This window comes from Geobacter sp., from assembly GCF_030834625.1.
In the GTDB taxonomy this organism is placed as follows: Bacteria; Desulfobacterota; Desulfuromonadia; order Geobacterales; family Geobacteraceae; genus Geobacter.
In genome coordinates, this window is the sequence record NZ_JAUQXO010000019.1 from 45,706 (window position 1) to 64,782 (window position 19,077).

A 19,077-nucleotide genomic window follows, 5' to 3' on the forward strand; every position below is an offset into this window, starting at 1 on the left:
GTCCGTTATGCACATCGAGTGCGCAAATTACATAAATAAATTCGACATTAATACTTCACGCACTTGTTGAGTCTTCATGTACCTTTTTCTCGTGAAGCCAACTGCTTCTTACTGGGCAATCATCCTGCTTGTTAAAGTATGTGCAATCGTTACACCGGACCACTCCAGGTTTGTGATGTGGATTTGTTTTCACGATAAAGGATGCAGCCTGACGCTCAGGTTCGTTTCGGACCCTGTGACATTGTCCAGGAGGAATCACTAGTACATCGAACTGTCCATAATTATGTGCCCTCAAGCACATCCGATCTAGGCTTTCTATAACAAGACTGCCTTGGAATATGATATAAACTTCTGTGCTGCCGGGATGGTAGCCAGGTTCTGCTGCCTTAGGTCCATCCTGCGGGAGAACTGAGATTGCCGTTCCGAGATCATTACTGCCAAATCCATAGTCATTATCAAGTCTTGTACCACAGAGGTAGACAGCTGATTCGCCTGTCTCACGCATCAGTCGAATCAACTCATCAAGATTGTGATCCGAACTATTAAGTGCTTTCCCAATAATGTCAGTCTGGCACTCATAGCGAGATACTCCAGCGTCTGTCTTACTCTCCCATTTCTTAAACATAAGTTGATATCTCCTTCTTTGCCCACCCCCTATTCGCTACACTTGAAGCGAAGCTTCCAGAGTGGGCCGAGGGCTCCCGTTCGCTCTACCCACCATCGATGAAAACGAGCGTCTACGACGTCATCACCTTCTTGGACAGATTACTCGTTATGTCCCCCGTGGGGGTCGGCGGGCCGGTGGGGCCCATGGCGCTCGGGTGGACGTGGGCGGCGAAGGTGGCAAGAAAAGTCGTCCCCTTGATGATCGGCTCGCCCCCCTGCCCCGCCAGCATGACCGTCTGCCCCTCCACCACCACCTGTTGACCCTTCACGGTGATCCCCGAGGCGGCCATCTCCACCTTGTTGCCGTTGGAGTCCTCGATGGTGGTGCCGCTGGACGACATGGTGATGGTGTTGCCGTTGCTGTCCTCCACCACTATCTGGCCGGCGTCGGCGTCCAGGGTCAGGGTGTTCCCCTTGGCATCGGCCACGATGACCGTCCCCTTCTCGTCCACAGTCATCTCGGTGCCGGCCGGATGGGCCAGGCGGAACTTCTCGGCTCCCGATTCGTCGTCGAACTGGAGAACGTGGCCCGACGGGGTCTTCAGCACCCGGGTCGTGGGGGGAGACTTGGCCGCCTCCGCTGGCGGGTCGCCGCTCGCCTGCCAGAAGGTGCCGGTCCAGATGGGGAGGTTCACGTTCCCCGCCTCGAACTCCACCCAGACCTGGGCATCCACCTCGGGGACCACGAAGAGCCCCTGGTCGGCAAGGCCGCCGAAGGGGAGGCTCGGCAGGGCCCAGCCGGTGGGGGTTTCGCCCAGCACCGACGGCACCATGAGACGAAGCCGCCCCCGCTGCTCGGGATCGTCGTTGTCGGTCACGAACCCCCGGTACTTGCCGTAATAGCGGTTCCTGTACTGCCGCGCCAGTTCCAGGAGCAGGTCGTCCATCTATCCCCCCAAAACGCCGGCCAGCACACCGCCGGCGCCGCTTCCCAGGTTGTCGCCATAGGCGTTGCGCAAAAGGTTGAAGGTCTGGCGGTACCCTTCGGTGCTGAACCGGTGCTTGACGGTATCCACGAACCAGATGCCGCCGTACCGATCCCCCACGCCGTCCACACCCACCGGTTCCCCCACCCGGAGCACATGGCCGTAAAGGGAGCCGTCCAGCTCCCCCTCCCCCTTCACCCGGAGGGAGAGATCGTTGGCCCGGCGCTGGGCCCGGGCCCGCCACTCGTCTTCGCTCATCTCCCCCTGGCGGCTCATGCGCCAGGCGAAGTCGGGAAGGCCACTGCCGGCCCCCGTGGCCGATTCGGTCCCCAGAAGGGGGAGGTCCGGGTCCACCGTCTCGGAGACAGTGCCGCTCCCGGCGGTCTCGGCCCGGTCGAAGGTTACCTGGTCGGCCTGGTGGCCGTCGTCTTTGACCGAGAAGCGGTAGGCGCTGGTATCCTCCCCAGCGTAGACCATGATGGTCGCCTGGGGCTCCGCGTCGAGGCGCATGGGGCCGAAGTAGGCCATCCCTTCCCGGAAGATGAGGTCGTAGCCGTTGGCCTCAGCGCGACCCCGGAGGAACTCGATGTCGGTCCCGTCCTGGTTGATGACGAGCCCCGTCTGGCCGCTGCCGTTGTCCGGGTCCGGGGCAAGGCCGTACTTGCCGAGAATCGCCGGAACGATCACCTGGTCGGCGGTGGGGGCGTCTCCTCCCCAGACCTCCCGGACATGCTCCCGGTCCAGGGCCAGGGAGTCGTCCCGGCACTCCACGATGACCCGGGCACTCCCGGCATCCTCCGGGTAGTCGGCCCGAACCTCCCGGATGTACCCCCGCATCACCTCCTCGGTGTCGCTGCCAAAAGCCGCCTCGATGACGATGGGCTCCCAGGGGGCGAGCCGCCCGTCGTCCTGGACGAACCACTTCCCCTGCTCGTCGCGGCGGCTCTCGAAGGTGATGGTCGCCACCGCTGGCTCGGCCCGGCTGGCATCCACCGTCACCTCCGTGAGGAAGGGGTAGAGGTCGGCGATCTCCTCTCCGGCGCTCCCCACGCGGATGATGCATTCGGCCGGCTCGCGCCGTTTTGCGGTCAGAAAGTCCAGGATCATGCCCTATTCCTTCGCCTTCGGTATCAGGATCACCCGTCCCTCCATATCCTCCAGCATCATGTCGCCGCCATAGAGGAAGTCGGGGTTGGCGTCGACGATCCGCCACCAGAGGCGGTCGTCGTTGTAGTAGTGGCGCGCCAGGAGGTCCAGGCGGTCGCCGGCCTTCACCACGTGCTCCACGACCCCGGTGGCGGGGCCCATGGCCCGGGGACGGATCCCCGCGAAGACCGTGGTCCCGTCGGAGGACGGCGCGAATTTCTCGGTTTTCTCGTAGCGGCTCCCCTTCTGGAACATGTCAGAAAATCCCTCCGATCACGGTGCGTCCCGTGTTGAGGGCGGCACCCACCACCTGCCGCACCTTCTCCACTTGGTAGAAGGGGTTGTTCCCCTCGATGACCTGCATGGTGAGGCTCGCCTTCGCCCGGTAGGGGACCAGGGACGGGAGGTGGGCCTCCTCGGTCACGCGGATGCTGGTGAGGAACAGGGGAAGAATGTGGGTCCCCCAGACCAGCAGCAACACCGACGCCGACTCGCTCCGCTGGAATGCCCGCTGGCCGCCGAGGCCGAGGCTCGCCAGGGTCTGCAGCCCGCCGGGCCCCTGGGCCTTGGGCTCCACCATGGTGCGCAGGGTGTCCAGCTCCGGCTCGATGCCGAACACGGTGGCGATGGGGTCGCCATCATTCATCCGGTCGGTGGCGTCCAGGAGGATATCCATGGTGAAGCTCTCGGGCTGTACCGTGACCCCCTGAGCCACCCGGGCCGTCTCGGTGGGGAGAGCGAAGTCGTACCCACCCCGGGTGCCGGGGGCGCTGCCGGTCCGCAGGGTAATGGTGCGGGAGCGGGTAAGGGACTGGGGGTTGAAGTCGAAGACCAGCACCAGCGGCGGGATCGACAGGGCGTATTCGATGAGCATCCCCTTGGTGGTGTTGAGCATGGCGTTACCTCATCTCCGAAACCGACAAATACACTTTATGCTCCCCCTCCCTTGACGGGAGGGGGTTGGGGGGTGGGTGAAGCCAGAACCTTTGGCATTTCATGGGCACTTCCCCCTCACCCTAACCCTCCCCCGCCAGGGGGGAGGGGACTTCTCAGGTTACCGCCTTCAGTCCCTCTCCCACCGCCACCGCCACGGCCCGGGCCACCTCCCGGTCGGTGGCCTGGTGCGTCACCTCCACCGGCGGCACCGCCAACCGGTCGATCCGCAGGTCGGCGGTCATGGGGACCGTTGCCAACTCCTCCGCCACCAGACGGGCGATCTCCCCGGCCCGGTCCCGAAAGGCGGGAGGCAACTGCAGGCGCATGCGGTCGACGGTCAGCATGGGGCCTCCTTCGGCAGGAAGGGTGCCAGGGGCCCCAAGTCGGTGGGGGAGAGCTCCCGGCCGTCCTTCCCCAGTTCCCGCCACACCGCAAGGGCCACGTGGCCGAGGCTCAGGGGCTTCCCCGCGCCGGCTGCCAGGTAGGCGGCATGGAGTGCGGCGTTGCGGATGCTCCCGCCGGTCAGGTTGACGGCGGCCCCGAGGAAGGCTGGGTTCACCCCCTGCTCCCGCGGTGCCCGGGGGGGGAGGAGCCGCTGCCAGAGCCGCGTCCGGGCCTCGGCGTCGGGGCGGGGAAAGTCCACCACCACCTGAAAGCGGCGGGCAAAGGCCGGGTCCAAATGCTTGCGGAGGTTTGTGGTGAGGATCACCGGTCCCTGGTGGGATTCGATGCGGGCCAGGAGGTGGCTCACCTCCATGTTGGCGTACCGGTCCCGGGCCTCCCGCACCTCCCCCCGCTTGCTGAAGAGGCTGTCGGCCTCGTCAAACTGCAGGATCATCGGCTGGCCGTGGGCCGCGTCGAAGAGGCGGTTCAGGTTCTTTTCCGTCTCGCCGATGTACTTGCTCACCAGCCGCCCCAGATCGACCCGGTAGAGGGGCCACCCCAGCTCCGCGGCCAGGACCGCGGCGGCAAATGTCTTTCCCGTCCCCGACGGACCGGCGAAGAGCCCCACGGGCCCGCCGCAGTCGCCGCCACCCCACTCACCCACCACCGTGGCCTTGTGGGTGATCCAGAGGAGAAACTCCCGGAGCATGGCGACCCGATCCGACGGGAGCACCAGATCGTCCCACCGGGCCGGGGTTTTCACCAGCACCGCCCCCGGCAAGTCCCCCGTGACGGCGGGGCGCCCCAGAAGCCGCGACGTTACCCCCGCCGCAGGGCGGACCGGCTGGAACGGGTCCCCCCCCTCCACCTCGATGAGGCCGCTGCTCCGCAATGGCGACGTCTCGGTGAGGGCCCCGTAGAGGAGCGGCGTCTCCTCCGGGGCCATGGCCAGAAGCTCCTGGAGGAGCGCCGGCGTCGGGTAGGGTGTCGGGGTGCCGGGCTGCAGGGTCTGAAAGAGCCACCCCAGCCGGGGTTCCGCCTCGGGGGCCACCACGCAGGCGAGGACGTCGAACTCGATGGGAGAGAGCCCCGCCGGCGCCACCACAGTCCAGCCCCCCTCCTGCCGGCGGGACGTCTCCACCTGCCGCTGGAGAGTCCGAAGCCGCTCCAGCTCACCTTGGGACGCCTGCCGCCCCTGGCGCGACCCTGCCAGGATATGGGCCAGGAGGCCAATCCGCTCCCACTCGGGGGCGAAGGAATCCTCTTCCATGGTCCGGGCGGCGGCTTCCATCAGGCGCCTCCATGGACGGTGACAAGAAGGGGATTGCTCCGCACCGTCACTGTCACGCCATCTGAACCCCGCACCCAGCTCCGCTCGGCGTAGAGGACTGCCTGGCCTCCGTCGGAAATCAGCTCCTCCGGAAGGACCACTTCAACGGTCTCCGCGTCGCCAGCCCCGTCGGGATCGAGAGTCAGGTCCGTGGCCGTGGCCGCCGTAGGATCAGGCACATCCTCCCAGCCGACGGTGCTCGTCCACCGCTGCCACGCGAGGGTCACGGGGGCGTCCGGTTCCCCGGCCACCCAGACGTGGGGCACGAAGTCAGTCAGTTCCTGGCTTGCGTGGGCGAAGAGGAGGCTTTGGGCGCACGTTCCGTCATCCAGAACGAAGCTGATGACCGGCGCCCAACCGGGGCTCGAGGTGTCCACCGTCGACCGGGGAACCGGCGGCGCGGCGGCAGCACCGGCAAAGGGGGAGGTTCGGGCGGCTTGTACGGCGCGGACCTCGGATCCGATCCGCCCCACCAACGGACTTTCGGGCCGGCGCTCCGCGGGGAGCACCGGCGCCAGGGCCATCTCGTAGGCGACGGAGGGGCGGTAGCTCACGTCCCCCTGGGTCGACCAGATGTGGTTCAGCTCATCGGCTCCCAGGGGATGAAAGACCACCTGGAGCCGGAACGTCTCGTCATCCACCGTGAGGGCGGACTGCACCGGCGTCTCGTGGAAAAGCCGCATCACCTCGCCGAGGAGGCGCAGGTCGTTCTCGCCGGCGCTCAGTTGCTCCTCGTCGAGGCCGAAACCGGTGACGAGACAGTGGAGCCGCACCCACCAGGGATCGCCGGGGGTGTCGCCGGTGAAGAAGCCGGCCGGCTCGATCCGGTAGAAGAAGAGGTTCACCCGGTGGTTCGTGTCGGTGGCGGCCGGCGCGGCGCTGGCCGGGGAGCCGATCATGACCTGGATCGAGTTGGCGCTGGCTTCGAGCCCCACGCTGACGAAATCGGCGATGGCCCGGCAGACCTGGGAGAGTGATGAGCGCGGAAGGGCCATGTCAGAAATTCCTCAAATAGTGGCGACTGGCCAGATCGGGCCGCGTTCGCTCCTCGCTCCGGGGAGAGCGCTCTACAGGCGCCGGGGCCACCACCACGACCTCGATGGTGCCGATCCTGACCTGGGGCTCGGGGGGAGCCATCCGCCGCTCGGGAGGGCGGTGGAACTGCTCGCCGATGGCGGGGGCAGGGGGCTGGCGGAGCGTCACGGAGGCCGGCACAGCCCCGGAAGGTGGATCGGGGTGCGTCTCCTCCAGGGGTTCCCTTCCCTGCGGGACGGCAGGCCGTCCGGTCTCCTCCGGCACCTCGCCGGGCTGTGACGCCTGACCCGCCCGGGTTGCCGACGGAGGTGGATTCCGCGGAAACTGTGGGGCCGGCAACGCCTCGACGCCGGCCTGGAGGGGTTCGACCGCAACCGGTTCGGCAGAGCGTCCCATGGCCGGGTTTTCGGCCGCTTCGCTGCTCAATAGTCCGGGAGGGGTGGTGGAGCCCGCACGGCTTACTCCCGCTTGCCGTCTCCCCTGAGTTTCCACAGACACTTTCCCAGTTTGTAACGCCGCATATCCGGACGAAGATTCCCGTACAAATGAATCGCTCGCGCTCACTGATACTGCTGGAACGTCGTTCGAACCACCGTCGTGAAATGACTCCATCTGCTCAACGCGGAAATCGCCACTTACCGTTCGATCACTTTCGCAATCAGCCTGCTCTCGTTTCACAGGATTGGGAAGGACTACGCCTTTCACCGTCACCTCCGGAATTCCCGCAACCGGGGCGTGTTCCGAAGGCGAAGGGCCCACCACCTGGCGGGTGACGGCTCCGCTCTGCAAAGGACTCTCCCCTACAGAAACCGGCTGACCGCCCCCCTCCTCCCGAAGTCGTATCACCGACGTGTCGCTCCCCGTGGCTGCCGTGGGCTCAACGCGAGCCCTCTCCGCCACGGCCGGAGCGTCAGCCGGCGTCTCTTCGCCGCCAAGGGACACGGGCGCCTCGGGTGCGTGGGCTGCCATGCCCCCCCTCCGGCTGTCGCGTATGATGTCGGCGAAAAATCCCATAATGATCCTTTTACTACCGCGCCATCCCCCGCGCCCGGTCAATGAGCTCCAGGTAGTGCCGGCGCCTTTCCAGGGGAAGGGCCAGAATTTCCGCCTCGCCCCAGTGGTAGGTGGCGGCGAGGATGTGAATCTCTTGAAGGAGTCTCCCCTCGGACTGAAGGGGAAGTGCCCGGTACGGGTCCGTATCGATTACGTGGGAGGCGCCGCAGGCAGGGCAGGCGGCTTGAACCGATACAGACACCTCCGGCGCCACTGCTTCCAGGGCAGCCTCGATCCGGGCAACATCGTCGGGGGTAAACGGGGGCAGTTCATCCCCCATTCGACTCACCAGACATCGGCCCACGAGACACCTGAAAGCCTCATCGTCAAGACCCGCAAGAATCTCCTGGTCGGCCCCGGTGGGGACCCGGAAGCGGCACGGGCCGAGGCTTGTTTCCACCTCGGCGAAGGGGTATTCCTCCCCCGCCTCCTTCACCGGCAGGTCCACGTGGTTCACGGAGAAATCGAACCGCTCGCCGCACCTGCCGCAGCGAGCCGTGAGCCAGCTTTCCCCCAGGCCGAGCCCCACCGCCAGCCTCCCCATGAGAAATTGGCGGTCGCCGACGGAGAGGTCCGCCACCGTAGCCGGCAGGGGTGGCTCCCCCCCCACATGCTCCAGGGTGGCGGCAAGGGCCGCCGTCACCTTTGTCGGGAGGGGAGAATCGACCCCGGCAACCTCGGCCAGGGCCAGTTCCACCGCGCCGGTCAGGGGACGGAAGGCGAAGTCCCGCCTGAGGGAGCCTCCGCGCAGGATGCCGCCGGGGAGCCGCATCAGGTCTCAGCCGGCTCGGGCACGCTGGTGTCGCGCTCCCACCCCTCGTGCTGCAGGGTGATGGTCTGGATGCCGATGGTGTTCATGGCGTTGGCGTCCAGGTCGGGGAGCGCCTGGTAGTCTGAAACCCAGGCCCGGTAGAGCTTGTAGGAAATGGCCACTTGCCCTTGGAGGTTCAGAACGTTGATGATGATGTCCTTGCGGTAGTTCTTCAGGGACATGGCGGCGTTCCCCTGGATATTGTTCACCAGGTTCGCCCAGTCCTCGAAGACCGGGTCGTGGGTGAGCCCCTGCTCCAGGGTCACCGGGTCGTAGCTGGTCCCCCCCGGCATGACCCGCTCGTGGGACGGGTCGTTGGAGGCGCGCCACTTCACCGGCGTCGTCTTCTTCTTGAGGGCTCCCATTTTCTTCAGACCCGCCACAACCTTGCCGTCGATGACGACCTGGAACTTGAAGGTGCGGTAGGGATCGTGCCGATGGGTGTTGACAGGAAAGAGCGGTGCAGCCATCACAAACCTCCTTGTATGCTGAAAATCTTTTGAAACACGGAGCAACGGAGCAACGGAGAAAATCTGAGAATACGTGTAGTGAAAACCGTGAAAGTTCTTCGGCTTATCAATGTTTGTTTCTTTCCAAAGGTTATTCTCCGTGTGCTCCGTTGCTCCGTGTTATTTCGTTTTGAAGGTTTACTGTTGGGCAACCTTCTGCTGAATCCGGACAATGACGAACTCGGCCGGTTTCAGGGGTGCGAAGCCGACGATGACAATCACCTGGCCCCGGTCGATGTCTCCCTGGGTCATGGTGTCCCCCAGGCCGCAGCGGACGAAGTAGGCGTCGTTGGCCTTTTCCCCCTGGAAGGCTCCGGCCCGGAAGAGCCCATCCATGAACGAGCCGATGTTGGCCCGCAGCGAGGCCCAGAGGTTATGGTTGTTGGGCTCGAAGACCGCCCACTGGATGCCGTTGTAGACGCTCTGCTCGATCATGATGGCGGTGCGCCGGACCGGCACGTAGCGCCACTCGGGATCGGCCTTGGTGGCCAGGGTGCGGCTCCCCCAGATGACCGGACCGAAGCCCGGAATTTTCCGGAGGCAGTTGATGCCGAGGGGGTTGAGGGAGTCCTGCTCACCGTCTTCCACCGGGTACTGGATGCCGGCCACCCCGAGGAGCGATGTCTCGACCCCGGCCGGGGCCTTCCAGACGCCGCGCCGGCCGTCGATCTTGGCCCACATGCCGGCGGAAAAGCCGCTGGGCGCCACGAGTAGCGTCGACGGCACGCCGGGATTGCTCTCGGCGTTGTAGAAGGGGTTGGCCACCTTGGCCCAGGGATAGTAGACCACCGAATAGGTCTTGGGCTTGAATCCCAGGTCGTTGACTGCCTTTTCGGTCTTCAGCTCGACCCCTTCGGGGGGGTCGATGATGACCATGCGGCTCTTCATCTTCTCGGCATGGGCCACGGCGGCGTCGATAATCCCCTGCTCGGCGGTGGAATCCCAGGTCTGGCCAGGCAGGCAGAGGATGCTGATGTCGCGCACCTTCTCGAAGAGGGCGAAGATGTCGTCGTAGGCGTTCTGGTCGGGCTCGCTGCCGTTGGTTCCCCCGTCGAGGGAGACCTGGCCGGCGATGCCGGAGAGCATTTCGTTCAGTGACTGCTGGCCGGTCCGCTCGGTGCCGTCGTTTGCCAGCCCCAGAAGCAGAACCGTCGAAGCGTCGGTGGCATCGCCGGGGCCGCTCACCACAACCGAGGAGGTGGTCAGGCGGCTGCCGGAGGTGAGGACCAGCTGGTCGCCGTCAGCGGCGCAGGTGAAATCGCGCACCGCCGGGTTGGCCACCACCGCGCCCCGCACGAGAGTCTGGATGCTTCCCGCCACATCGGCGAGGGTGCTCGTGGCGTCAAATGCGTCAGCGGCAAAGGTCACCGCCCGTGCGGTGCCGTCCACGGTCACGGTCATGGTCAGGTCGTTTAGGGCGCTGAAATCGGCTACGGTCGCAAGGTCCTGGCTGATGCTCACCCCCAGGAGGTACTGGCTGATGTCCTGCACCTCCACGCCGATCAGCGTCGAGGCGTCATTCACCTTGCTCTCGATGAAGTCAGGGGCGCCGTCGTCGGCCACGGTCAGGTCGTTGAACCGCTCCCGCTCCTTGAACTCGGTCCCGTCCATGACGCCGACCCGCAGGGTGTAGAAGCCCGGGGCGTCCGCCTTGGCCTCGAACCTGATCTCCAGCTCGTTGCCCCATTCCCCCGGATTAGCCGCCTCGAAGCGGATGATCTGGGTGGCATCGTCGGGATTGACGAGGAACCCCTCGGCCGTGTCGGCGCTCCCCTCCGTGATGGCCCGCACGATGTAGGCAGCGGTCCCCCCGTTCTGGAAAAAGCTGTAGACCGCGAACCCCATGGGGTCGCCCGTGGCCGATTTCCCCAGATCGCGGATTCCGCCGAACTGCTCCTCGTAGTCGCTCCATTTGAACAGAAGCGTCGGTTCGGCCACCGGCCCCTTCGTGGTGTAGCCGACAAACGCCGCGGTGGACGTCCCGACTCCTTCGATGGGGCGGGAGCCGCTCGGGATCTCCTCCACATACACACCCGGGTGAAGATACGTAGGCATCGTCTGAACTCCTTTCTTCAGAATGTACGTACGGCAAACTGTGTAACTGCTGCTGGCATCATGGTTTTATCGCGGAAGGCAACCCCGGAAGGCGAATCGAAAAGCTCAGTGATTCCGAATTGTTTTAAACCAAATAACAGAGTTTTACCCGCTGTCAATCAAGCCGCCGTCTTTTTCTCTTCCCTCACCTTTCACCTTGCTCCGCCACGGCACGGCATGCTAAACCCTCTCCATGCGACTACCTTCCCCCCTCTATTCCGGCACCCTCATCCGCCGCTACCAGCGCTTTCTGTCCGACGTACAGCTGGGCGACGGCACCGTTGTCACGGCCCACTGCCCCAACTCGGGAAGCATGAAAGGGTGCAACCTCCCCGACAGTCCGGTCTGGCTCTCCAGGAGCGCAAACCCGGCGCGAAAACTGGCCTACACCTGGGAGCTGGTCATGGCCGACGGTTTCTGGGCCGGCATCAACACGGCGCTGCCGAACCGGTTGGTGCGGGAGGCCATCGAGGACGGCACCGTGGCGGAGCTTCAGGGATACGGGAGCATCCGGCCAGAGGTCCGCTACGGCGAGGAGAGGAGCCGGATCGACCTCCTCCTGGAAGGTGAGCCGGGGCGCTGCTGGGTGGAGGTGAAAAACGTGACGCTTGTGGAAGGTGGCCGGGCCCTCTTCCCCGACGCCGTGACAGAGCGGGGGCAGAAGCACCTGCGGGAGCTGATGGAGATGGTGCGGCGGGGTGATCGCGGGGTGATTTTCTATGTGGTGCAGCGGGGGGACGGCGATGGCGTGGCACCGGCCGACGCCATCGACCCGGAATATGGGCGACTGCTTCGGCTGGCTGTGGCGAGCGGCGTGGAGGCCCTGGCCTACCGAGCCCTGGTGACACCGGAGGAGATCCGGCTCACCGGGCGGCTGCCGGTTTTTCTGTAGAGGTTATCTCATCCACCACAGTCCCGTCCGGCGCCCTGAGTTTTTCAATGGCGCGGGAGATCACCTGACGGCTTTTTGGTCAGGTGTATCTTCCTAGTTATATATTCCTTGCATCTCGTACTAGCTCTAGTTCCTCTTCTGATAATTCGGTATTTGAGAAAACGAACCGTTCGGCTTGCTTTATTGTAAGAAAGTTTGGATAATTTGCAGCGCTGCCATCTAAGAGAAATGTCTTGTTGTGTTCACCCTCAAGATCATCAAATAGTAATAAATGTCTTGGACTAATCGGCAGCTGAATATGAACCCCTCGGGTGCCAATGCCGTATCTCTTTTCTGTGTTGTGGTATGCTACCAAGGGTTTGTCTGACGTTATAAACCTAGTGCCATCTGCAATAAGAAGCGACCATCTCTTGTTGTTTATCACATCAGCAAGAGGTTTTGCAGTTTTAATAATTGAATTCACAAATAGTCTTTGCATCCCGTTTGAATCAAGTGATTCTAATTGATTCAAATGTTCACCGCTAAAAGTATGAGCTCGCCCCTCAATTTCGTACAAGACCCCCGTGCCATCAGATTTCGGTGTTGAGTTGTTTTTTATGTCCTCGCGGAATTCATGGTGAATTCTAATAGTCACTTTATTTCGCATGAAAAGAGTTACTGCAAAGTAAGAGATGAACTTTCTGAAGTTGTGATTTGAGAGATCGGCGCTTCCGTTCAGAATGGAATCAAGGTGTGGTTTGATTTTGTCTTCTAGCTCTGCAAGGTTATTTTCGACTTCAAAAGAACGATTGCCATTCTCATCAAGTGGAGAGTAAAGGTGTTTTCCCGCTGCGATGTTTATAATGTTTGTACAGAATGAGGATTTGTCAGAAAGATTGAATACGGCAATTTGAGGATCTTTTTTGTCTTGAGAATCTGGCGTAGCAAAATTCCTCAAATAAACCCTTGGCACCCAATGCTGCCTCTTTTGATTACTCATATATATTCTCTCACAATATAACTCGTAAATAATAGGTTTTCCTCTATAGGAGACTTACAGCCTCTTGAATTCCTCTGGGACTCTCGCTGCAAGCCGCCAGTTCTATCTCGCTATTTCATCCACCACCGACCCGTCCGGCGCCAGGAGGAGCACCCGCAACGGCATGCGGCCATAGGCATGGGTGGCGCAGGAGAGGCACGGATCATAGGCCCGGATGCCGTGCTCGATCCGGTTCAGAATCCCCTCGTTCACCTTCCCCCCCTTGATATACGCCCCGGCCACCTGCCGGATGGTCCGGTTCATGGCGAGATTGTTCTGTCCGGTGGCGATCAAGAGGTTGAGGCGCCGGATGAGGCCGTCATCGTCCACCTCGTAGTCGTGGAAGAGGGTCCCCCGGGGGGCCTCGCAGAAGCCGACGCCGTGCTGCCGGTTCACCCCGGCCTCGCTCCGGACGTGTGCGTCAAGGATGGCCGGGTCGTCCAGGATCTCGCCTATCCGCTCCAGGGCGTGGAGGATCTCGATGAGCCGGGCGTGGTGGTAGTGAAAGCTGCCGGTGACAACCCCTCCCCCACCCCGGAGCTGCCGGAAAATCCCGAGCTCCCGGTCTGCCTCGGGGGTGCCGGCCCGTTCGCAGACGTTGAGCCGGGCCAGGGGCCCTACCCGGAACATCCCGCCCCCGTCCCGTTCGGCGTGGTTGCGGTAGAAGGGGAACTTCATGTAGCTCCAGGGTTCGCTCCTCTCGCCGATGGCGAGATCGTAGTGGTCGGGGGGGATTTCCTCCACCAGGTTGCCGGTGCTGTCGGTGAAGCGGAGCATGCCGTCGTAGTGATCCAGACTCCCCTCCTCTCCCACGAGCCCGGAGAAGAGTGAGGGAAAGTCCCCGCAGATGCCGATCTCGCCGGCGTGGCGTCCGTAAATCTCGTCAAGAAGATCAAGGGCCGAGCGGACGATGCCGAAGCCGTCGGGAAGGAGTTCCACAATCAGGCGCCGATGGTCGGGATTGAGAGGTTCGCGGACCCCGCCGGGGACGGCCCAGGAGGGATGGACGCTCTGCCCCGCCACGAGGCTCACGATCCGCTGGCCGATCTGCCGCAGCCGTATGCCCCCCCGGGCCACGTCGGGACGGCTCTCCAGGATTCCCCAGAGGTTGCGGCGGGCCGGGTCGTGGTCCATCCCCAGGAGGAGGTCGGCGGCGCAGAGGTGGAAGAAGCTCAGGGCGTGGCTCTGGATGAGGGAGGCCAGATTGGCGATGCGCCGAAGCTGCGCGGCGGCCGGGGGGATGTCCACCCCAAGGATGGCGTCGCCGGCACGGGCCGCGGCAATGGAGTGGCTGATGGGGCAGATGCCGCAGATGCGGGCCGTGATGCCGGGCATCTCCCAGATGCTCCGCCCCGTGCAGAAGGCCTCGAACCCCCGGAATTCGGTGACGTGGAACCGGGCATCGGCAACCCCGCCGGCGTCGTCGAGCCGGATGGTGATGCTGGCGTGCCCCTCGATGCGGGTGACGGGGTCGATGGTTATGGTGCGTGACATGGTAATCCTATCCGAAGGTAAGCATATCTGATTCGAGATGCACCGGCTCGCCCCGCAGGAGACACCCGATGGCAGCCCAGATCCGGTCCGGGTCGGGGGGGCAGCCGGGGATGAAGCCCTCCACCGGTATCACCTGGTGGAGGGGGAGTGCCCGGGGGAGAAGCTCCGGCACGGCATCGTAATCCATGGCGGGAACGCCCCCTTCCCCGTCGTTCAGGAAGGTCGCCAGGACGTCGGCCACCGGGAGGTGGTTCCGCATGCTCGTGACGTTGCCGGTTATCGCACAGTCGCCCAGGCTCACCACGATGCGGCTCCGCTCCCGGACCTTCTCGGCCATGGACAGGTTGGCCCGGTTGGCGACCGCCCCCTCCACGAGGGTCACGTCCACCTTCTGGGGAAACTCCTTCACGTCCATGAACGGGCCGTAGACCAGCTCGGCCTTGCCGGCCAGCTCCACGAGCCGCTCGTCCAGATCGAGGAAGCTCATGTGGCACCCCGAACAGCCGCCGAGCCAGACCGTGGCGAACCGGATCCTTCCCCGCCTACCCATTGCATGGCTCCGCGCCATTCTTATTGTTACGACGGTTAGACATATGAACGGTAGGGGCGGCGCTTGCTCCGCCCAATCGGGGCGCGGCAAGCAGCGCCCCTACACTGGGGTTTGAATGTTTATCCACCCGAACAATCACCATCATTCCTGCCACCCCTTCTTGTCGCGCCCCTCCAGAACCCGCGCGAGCATGGCGGGGTCCTTCACCATCTCCCCCACCGCGGCCCCCTTGGTGAAGAGGGCTCCCGTGGGGCAGACCTGGACGCACTTGCCGCAGCTGGTGCAGGTTTCACTCTTTCCCCAGGGACGGTTCAGATCGGCGATGATCCGGCTCCGGACCCCGCGGCAGGAGATGTCCCAGGTATGCACCCCCTCAACCTCGTCGCAGACCCTCACGCAGCGGGTGCAGAGGATGCACCGGTTATGGTCGATACCGAAGCGCTCGTGGGAAAGGTCCATGGTGAGCCGGGGGGAGAGGTACTCGTAGCGGACATGGTCGACCCCCAGCTCGGCCGCCACCGTCTGGAGCTCGCAGTGGCCGATGGAGACGCAGACGGCGCAGTAGTGGTTGCGCTCGGCCAGGAGGAGCTCCACGATCATCCGGCGGTAGCGGATGAGCCGCTCGGTGGCGGTCCGGACCACCATCCCCTCGCTGACGATGGTGGTGCAGGCGGGGACAGGGCGCGGGCTTCCGTCTACCTCCACGATGCAGAGGCGGCACCCGCCGCGCTCGCTGAGCCCCTCCATGTGGCAGAGGGTGGGAAGCGCCATGCCGTGCTCGCGGATGACCTGGAGGAGCGTCTCCCCCTGCCGGCCGCTCACCAGCTCGTCGTCGATGGTCAGGGTTACGACCGGCATCAGGGAACCTCCTCGGGGGCACCCAGGGCGTGCCGGAGCGCCTCACCACCGAGGCCGGGTGCCGGCGCCAGGGTGCAGACCCCGGCCGCGCAGCGGCGCTGGCCGATGTGTTCCAGATACTCGTCGCGGAAATAGCGGAGCGTACTCAGCACCGGGTTGGGGGCGGTCATGCCGAGGCCGCAAAGGCTCGTGGCCCCCACCAGCTCGCAGAGCTCCTCCAGTTTTGCCAGGTCGTCCATGGTGGCGGTGCCCCCCGTGATCCGGCGGAGCAGCCGGTGCATCTCCACGGTTCCCACCCGGCAGGGGGCGCATTTGCCACAGCTCTCGTCACGGCAGAAGTCCAGGAAGAAGGAGGCCACGTCGGGCATGCAGCTCGTCTCGTCCATGATGATGAGCCCCCCCGACCCCATGATGGTGCCGACCCGCGCCATGCTCTCGTAGTCGAGGGGAGTATCCAGCTCCAAAGCCGGAATGCACCCCCCCGAAGGCCCCCCCGACTGGGCCGCCTTGAAGCGCTTCCCGCCGGGAATGCCGCCGCCGATGTCGAATACCACTTCCCGCAGAGTCGTCCCCATGGGAACCTCGATGAGCCCCGCCATCTCCACCTGGCCGGCAAGGGCGTAGACCTTGGTCCCCTTGCTCCTGGCCGTTCCGTGGCTCGCGTACCACCCGGCCCCCTTCCCCACGATGGCCGGCACGGTGGCCAGAGTCTCCACGTTGTTGATGAGGGTCGGGCACCCCCAGAGCCCCCGCTGGGCCGGATAGGGGGGGCGCTGCCACGGCTGGCCCCGCCTCCCCATGATGGAGGCCATGAGCGACGTCTCCTCACCGCAGACAAAGGCGCCGGCGCCGGTACGGATATCGATCCGGAAGTTGAAATTGCTCCCCAGGACCCTGCTCCCCAACAGCCCCTTGCGCTCCGCCGACCGGATGGCCGCCTCCAGGCGCCTTCCCGCCAGGTAGTACTCGCCCCGCACGTAGATGAACCCCTGCTCGGCGCCGATGGCGAAGCCGGCCAGGGCCATCCCCTCCAGCACCCGGTGGGGGTCCGACTCCATAATGGAGCGGTCCATGTAGGCGCCGGGGTCCCCCTCGTCGCCGTTGGCCACCACGTACTTCCGCTCGCCCGGGGCCTTGCGGGCCAGGTTCCACTTGACACCGGTGGGGTAGCCTCCCCCTCCCCGCCCCCGAAGGCCCGAGGCGGACACTTCGCGGCAGACGTCGTCGGGGGTCATCTCGTGAAGGGCATGGGCCAGGGCGCCGTACCCGCCGGCAGCAACGTAATCCTCGATCCGCTCCGGGTCGATGGAGCCGCTGTTGGCCAGGACCACCTTCTGCTGGCGGGCCAGAAACGGAAGATCCGCCGGCAGGGCCGAAGCCGTGGGTGGCCGGCGCCCCTTGGCGAGGGAAAAGAGTATCTGCCGCGCCAGGTCGGGAGTGACCCGCTCGTAGATGATTTCCTTCTTCCCCTGCTGGCGGACCTTCACGAGCGGTCCCCGGCTGCACGGCCCCATACACCCGCTGGCCACCGCCTCGATCTCGGCGTCGAGGCGGCTCTCTTCCAGGGCATCCCGCAGCGACTCGAGCACCGTCAGGGCACCCGCCGAAAGGCATGGGGTACCGGCGCAGACCATGATCCGGCAGCGGAGCCGCTTCTGCCGCTCCCGCTCCTCCTCGGCCATATGCCTGAGTTCGATCCTGTTCATGGGGTGCCTCCCCCTCCCCGCGTGCGCCGCGCCCGCTCATCCAGGGCTACCGGCGGTTGGCCGCTCTCCAGGAGCACCTTCACGGCGGCGGTGCCCGAATCGGGGGTACAGCGCCCCACGGTCTCGCCGTCGAGGACCATCACCGGGGCCTGGCCGCAGGTGCCGAGGCACCGGACCGTGGAAAGGGTCAGCTGACCATCCTCGGTGGTCTTGCCGGCCTTCACGTCGAACTCCCGCTCCAGGCGCGTCACGATCTCGGCCGAGCGTTTCACGTAGCAGACCGTACCGGTGCAGACGACGCAGGTATGGGCACCGCGGGGCTCCAGGGAAAAGAAGTGATAGAAGGTGGCGACGCCGTAGACACGGCTGAAGGGGATCTTCAACTGGCGGGCCACATGCCCCATCAGCTCGTCGCTCAGGTAGCCGAAGGCCTCCTGGGCCACGTGGAGTACCTCGATGAGGGCGTCGGGGCGGTACTGGAACTGCTTGAGGGTCCGCTCGACCGCCAGGAAACGGGTGTCGGAGGCCAGTTCGGGAGGGATGCCGGCGCTATTTTTCCTCTCTGGGTTGTGCACGATGGTTTCTCTCAGAGACTCGTTGAGACGGGACTCAATAAAAATACTCCCGCCGCGGCGGACGGTAGAGGTGGGCCACATACTCGCCGTAGCCGTTGAAAATCACTGTGGGGCGTCGTTCGCCGGTGCCGAGCATCCGCTCGCTTTTCTGGGACCAGCGGGGGTGGTCCACCTCGGGGTTCACGTTGGCCCAGAAACCGTACTCGTCGGGACCGAGGGAGCTCCAGAACGTGGGTGGCTGACGGTCGGTGAAATGTATCTCCATGATGGACTTGATCCCCTTGAAACCGTACTTCCACGGGGTGACGAGGCGGATGGGGGCGCCGTGCTGCTTCGGCAGCTCCTTCCCGTAGACGCCGACGGCGAGGAACGCCAGCTCGTTGGTGGCCTCGGCGATGGTGAGCCCCTCGTGGTAGGGCCAGAGGTCGGTGGTGAAGAACCCGCCCTGGTTAGGGGCCTGATCCTTGCGGAGAAACGAGAGGAAGCGCACGTGGGTGGCGCCGGCAAGGGGCTCGGCCCGCTTGACCAACTCGGCAAGGGGAAAGCCGGTCCAGGGGACCGCCATGGCCCACGCCTCCACGCAGCGGTGGCGGTAGGTCCGCTCCTCAAGGGGCATGGTCTGGATCAGTTCATCGACATCGAAAACTTGGGGCTTTTTCACCATGCCGGTCACCGCCACCTGCCACGGGCGAGTAATGAACCGCTCCACGGACCGCCAGACATCCTTGCCGGAGGTGAATTCATAGAAATTGCAGTACTTCGCCGCCTCCACCCGGTCGGTGAGGGGACGATCAAGGGGATACCGGTCATTCCTGGGGGCGGGAAGAGTCTTGAGATTGACAAAGGTGCCGCCCAACTCGAGCTTTTCCGACGCAAAGTTGGTGCAGGCGTTCAGGAGGGGCCAGGCGTTCAGCCCCGTAAATCCAAGGGCCTTCAGGAAGGTGCGGCGGTTCCAGAAGACGCTTTCTGCCGTGACTTCCGATGACGGGAGATTGAAACGGTTATTATGTGCCATCTGTTGTGCCTCCTTCTCTGTAGTAAAGCACTACCTGCGACAATTTCAATGGAGACATAAAAAAACCCCCGCCAAAGCG

Annotated in this window: 20 protein-coding genes; 1 reads left to right on the forward strand and 19 read right to left on the reverse strand. The window is 64.3% G+C overall.

From position 1 onward, the window contains the following. Positions 1-55: 55 nt before the first annotated feature. From RCH91_RS04330 to RCH91_RS04385, 12 genes are all read right to left on the reverse strand, one after another. On the reverse strand, positions 56-625 hold the full coding sequence (locus RCH91_RS04330; protein WP_306533326.1) for a cupin domain-containing protein: 570 nt from the start codon (positions 623-625) through the stop codon (positions 56-58). 112 nt (positions 626-737) lie between these two features. Beyond that, positions 738-1,553, reverse strand: coding sequence for a phage baseplate assembly protein V (locus RCH91_RS04335; protein ID WP_306533327.1), 816 nt, complete (start codon positions 1,551-1,553; stop codon positions 738-740). Beyond that, the gene (locus RCH91_RS04340) at positions 1,554-2,699 is read right to left on the reverse strand and encodes a phage late control D family protein (RefSeq protein ID WP_306533328.1); all 1,146 of its coding nucleotides are present in this window, start codon (positions 2,697-2,699) and stop codon (positions 1,554-1,556) included. A 3-nt stretch (positions 2,700-2,702) separates the two neighbouring features. Further along, entirely contained in the window at positions 2,703-2,993 is a 291-nt protein-coding gene (locus RCH91_RS04345; protein ID WP_306533329.1) for a LysM peptidoglycan-binding domain-containing protein, read from the reverse strand. Between the two features lies 1 nt (position 2,994). Next, positions 2,995-3,633, reverse strand: coding sequence for a hypothetical protein (locus RCH91_RS04350; RefSeq protein WP_306533330.1), 639 nt, complete (start codon positions 3,631-3,633; stop codon positions 2,995-2,997). A 154-nt stretch (positions 3,634-3,787) separates the two neighbouring features. After that, on the reverse strand, positions 3,788-4,018 hold the full coding sequence (locus RCH91_RS04355) for a hypothetical protein (protein ID WP_306533331.1): 231 nt from the start codon (positions 4,016-4,018) through the stop codon (positions 3,788-3,790). Then, complete coding sequence (locus RCH91_RS04360; protein WP_306533332.1) at positions 4,012-5,349, reverse strand: ATP-binding protein; 1,338 nt, start codon at positions 5,347-5,349, stop codon at positions 4,012-4,014. Before RCH91_RS04360 ends, RCH91_RS04355 begins: the two co-directional genes overlap by 7 nt. Beyond that, a complete protein-coding gene (locus RCH91_RS04365) occupies positions 5,349-6,383 on the reverse strand; it encodes a DUF4255 domain-containing protein (RefSeq protein WP_306533333.1) in 1,035 nt (344 codons plus the stop codon). Before RCH91_RS04365 ends, RCH91_RS04360 begins: the two co-directional genes overlap by 1 nt. 1 nt (position 6,384) lies before the next feature. Then, a complete protein-coding gene (locus RCH91_RS04370) occupies positions 6,385-7,392 on the reverse strand; it encodes a hypothetical protein (protein ID WP_306533334.1) in 1,008 nt (335 codons plus the stop codon). Between the two features lie 58 nt (positions 7,393-7,450). Next, a complete protein-coding gene (locus RCH91_RS04375; RefSeq protein WP_306533335.1) occupies positions 7,451-8,248 on the reverse strand; it encodes a hypothetical protein in 798 nt (265 codons plus the stop codon). Beyond that, complete coding sequence (locus tag RCH91_RS04380; RefSeq protein ID WP_306533336.1) at positions 8,248-8,757, reverse strand: phage tail protein; 510 nt, start codon at positions 8,755-8,757, stop codon at positions 8,248-8,250. The genes RCH91_RS04375 and RCH91_RS04380 overlap by 1 nt, the downstream gene beginning before the upstream one ends. A 177-nt stretch (positions 8,758-8,934) precedes the next feature. Continuing rightward, the gene (locus tag RCH91_RS04385; RefSeq protein WP_306533337.1) at positions 8,935-10,851 is read right to left on the reverse strand and encodes a phage tail sheath C-terminal domain-containing protein; all 1,917 of its coding nucleotides are present in this window, start codon (positions 10,849-10,851) and stop codon (positions 8,935-8,937) included. A gap of 232 nt (positions 10,852-11,083) precedes the next feature. Between RCH91_RS04385 and sfsA the strand changes: the two genes are divergently transcribed. Beyond that, positions 11,084-11,782, forward strand: coding sequence for a DNA/RNA nuclease SfsA (sfsA, locus tag RCH91_RS04390; RefSeq protein ID WP_306533338.1), 699 nt, complete (start codon positions 11,084-11,086; stop codon positions 11,780-11,782). Positions 11,783-11,879: 97 nt separating this feature from the next. Here sfsA and RCH91_RS04395 read toward each other — a convergent pair whose 3' ends face one another. The 7 genes from RCH91_RS04395 to msrP form a co-directional block, all read right to left on the reverse strand. Then, a complete protein-coding gene (locus RCH91_RS04395) occupies positions 11,880-12,761 on the reverse strand; it encodes a DUF4238 domain-containing protein (protein WP_306533339.1) in 882 nt (293 codons plus the stop codon). Between the two features lie 102 nt (positions 12,762-12,863). After that, positions 12,864-14,294: a Ni/Fe hydrogenase subunit alpha gene (locus RCH91_RS04400; protein WP_306533340.1), complete on the reverse strand. Its 1,431-nt coding sequence runs from the start codon at positions 14,292-14,294 to the stop codon at positions 12,864-12,866. A gap of 7 nt (positions 14,295-14,301) precedes the next feature. Then, a complete protein-coding gene (locus RCH91_RS04405) occupies positions 14,302-14,844 on the reverse strand; it encodes an NADP oxidoreductase (protein ID WP_306533341.1) in 543 nt (180 codons plus the stop codon). Between the two features lie 141 nt (positions 14,845-14,985). After that, positions 14,986-15,702, reverse strand: coding sequence for a bidirectional hydrogenase complex protein HoxU (hoxU, locus tag RCH91_RS04410; protein ID WP_306533342.1), 717 nt, complete (start codon positions 15,700-15,702; stop codon positions 14,986-14,988). Next, positions 15,702-17,408: a NuoF family protein gene (locus RCH91_RS04415; protein ID WP_306533343.1), complete on the reverse strand. Its 1,707-nt coding sequence runs from the start codon at positions 17,406-17,408 to the stop codon at positions 15,702-15,704. The genes hoxU and RCH91_RS04415 overlap by 1 nt, the downstream gene beginning before the upstream one ends. Then, on the reverse strand, positions 17,405-17,983 hold the full coding sequence (gene hoxE / locus RCH91_RS04420) for a bidirectional hydrogenase complex protein HoxE (RefSeq protein WP_306533344.1): 579 nt from the start codon (positions 17,981-17,983) through the stop codon (positions 17,405-17,407). The genes RCH91_RS04415 and hoxE overlap by 4 nt, the downstream gene beginning before the upstream one ends. 34 nt (positions 17,984-18,017) lie before the next feature. Beyond that, positions 18,018-18,998, reverse strand: coding sequence for a protein-methionine-sulfoxide reductase catalytic subunit MsrP (gene msrP / locus RCH91_RS04425; RefSeq protein ID WP_306533345.1), 981 nt, complete (start codon positions 18,996-18,998; stop codon positions 18,018-18,020). Positions 18,999-19,077: the final 79 nt, after the last annotated feature.

What these genes read in the sequence shown, in the direction of transcription:
- RCH91_RS04330 (WP_306533326.1), bottom strand. Translation starts at nt 625, where the DNA reads ATGTTTAAGAAATGGGAGAGTAAGACAGACGCTGGAGTATCTCGCTAT.
- RCH91_RS04335 (WP_306533327.1), bottom strand. Translation starts at nt 1,553, where the DNA reads ATGGACGACCTGCTCCTGGAACTGGCGCGGCAGTACAGGAACCGCTAT.
- RCH91_RS04340 (WP_306533328.1), bottom strand. Translation starts at nt 2,699, where the DNA reads ATGATCCTGGACTTTCTGACCGCAAAACGGCGCGAGCCGGCCGAATGC.
- RCH91_RS04345 (WP_306533329.1), bottom strand. Translation starts at nt 2,993, where the DNA reads ATGTTCCAGAAGGGGAGCCGCTACGAGAAAACCGAGAAATTCGCGCCG.
- RCH91_RS04350 (WP_306533330.1), bottom strand. Translation starts at nt 3,633, where the DNA reads ATGCTCAACACCACCAAGGGGATGCTCATCGAATACGCCCTGTCGATC.
- RCH91_RS04355 (WP_306533331.1), bottom strand. Translation starts at nt 4,018, where the DNA reads ATGCTGACCGTCGACCGCATGCGCCTGCAGTTGCCTCCCGCCTTTCGG.
- RCH91_RS04360 (WP_306533332.1), bottom strand. Translation starts at nt 5,349, where the DNA reads ATGGAAGCCGCCGCCCGGACCATGGAAGAGGATTCCTTCGCCCCCGAG.
- RCH91_RS04365 (WP_306533333.1), bottom strand. Translation starts at nt 6,383, where the DNA reads ATGGCCCTTCCGCGCTCATCACTCTCCCAGGTCTGCCGGGCCATCGCC.
- RCH91_RS04370 (WP_306533334.1), bottom strand. Translation starts at nt 7,392, where the DNA reads ATGGCAGCCCACGCACCCGAGGCGCCCGTGTCCCTTGGCGGCGAAGAG.
- RCH91_RS04375 (WP_306533335.1), bottom strand. Translation starts at nt 8,248, where the DNA reads ATGCGGCTCCCCGGCGGCATCCTGCGCGGAGGCTCCCTCAGGCGGGAC.
- RCH91_RS04380 (WP_306533336.1), bottom strand. Translation starts at nt 8,757, where the DNA reads ATGGCTGCACCGCTCTTTCCTGTCAACACCCATCGGCACGATCCCTAC.
- RCH91_RS04385 (WP_306533337.1), bottom strand. Translation starts at nt 10,851, where the DNA reads ATGCCTACGTATCTTCACCCGGGTGTGTATGTGGAGGAGATCCCGAGC.
- sfsA (WP_306533338.1), top strand. Translation starts at nt 11,084, where the DNA reads ATGCGACTACCTTCCCCCCTCTATTCCGGCACCCTCATCCGCCGCTAC.
- RCH91_RS04395 (WP_306533339.1), bottom strand. Translation starts at nt 12,761, where the DNA reads ATGAGTAATCAAAAGAGGCAGCATTGGGTGCCAAGGGTTTATTTGAGG.
- RCH91_RS04400 (WP_306533340.1), bottom strand. Translation starts at nt 14,294, where the DNA reads ATGTCACGCACCATAACCATCGACCCCGTCACCCGCATCGAGGGGCAC.
- RCH91_RS04405 (WP_306533341.1), bottom strand. Translation starts at nt 14,844, where the DNA reads ATGGGTAGGCGGGGAAGGATCCGGTTCGCCACGGTCTGGCTCGGCGGC.
- hoxU (WP_306533342.1), bottom strand. Translation starts at nt 15,702, where the DNA reads ATGCCGGTCGTAACCCTGACCATCGACGACGAGCTGGTGAGCGGCCGG.
- RCH91_RS04415 (WP_306533343.1), bottom strand. Translation starts at nt 17,408, where the DNA reads ATGAACAGGATCGAACTCAGGCATATGGCCGAGGAGGAGCGGGAGCGG.
- msrP (WP_306533345.1), bottom strand. Translation starts at nt 18,998, where the DNA reads ATGGCACATAATAACCGTTTCAATCTCCCGTCATCGGAAGTCACGGCA.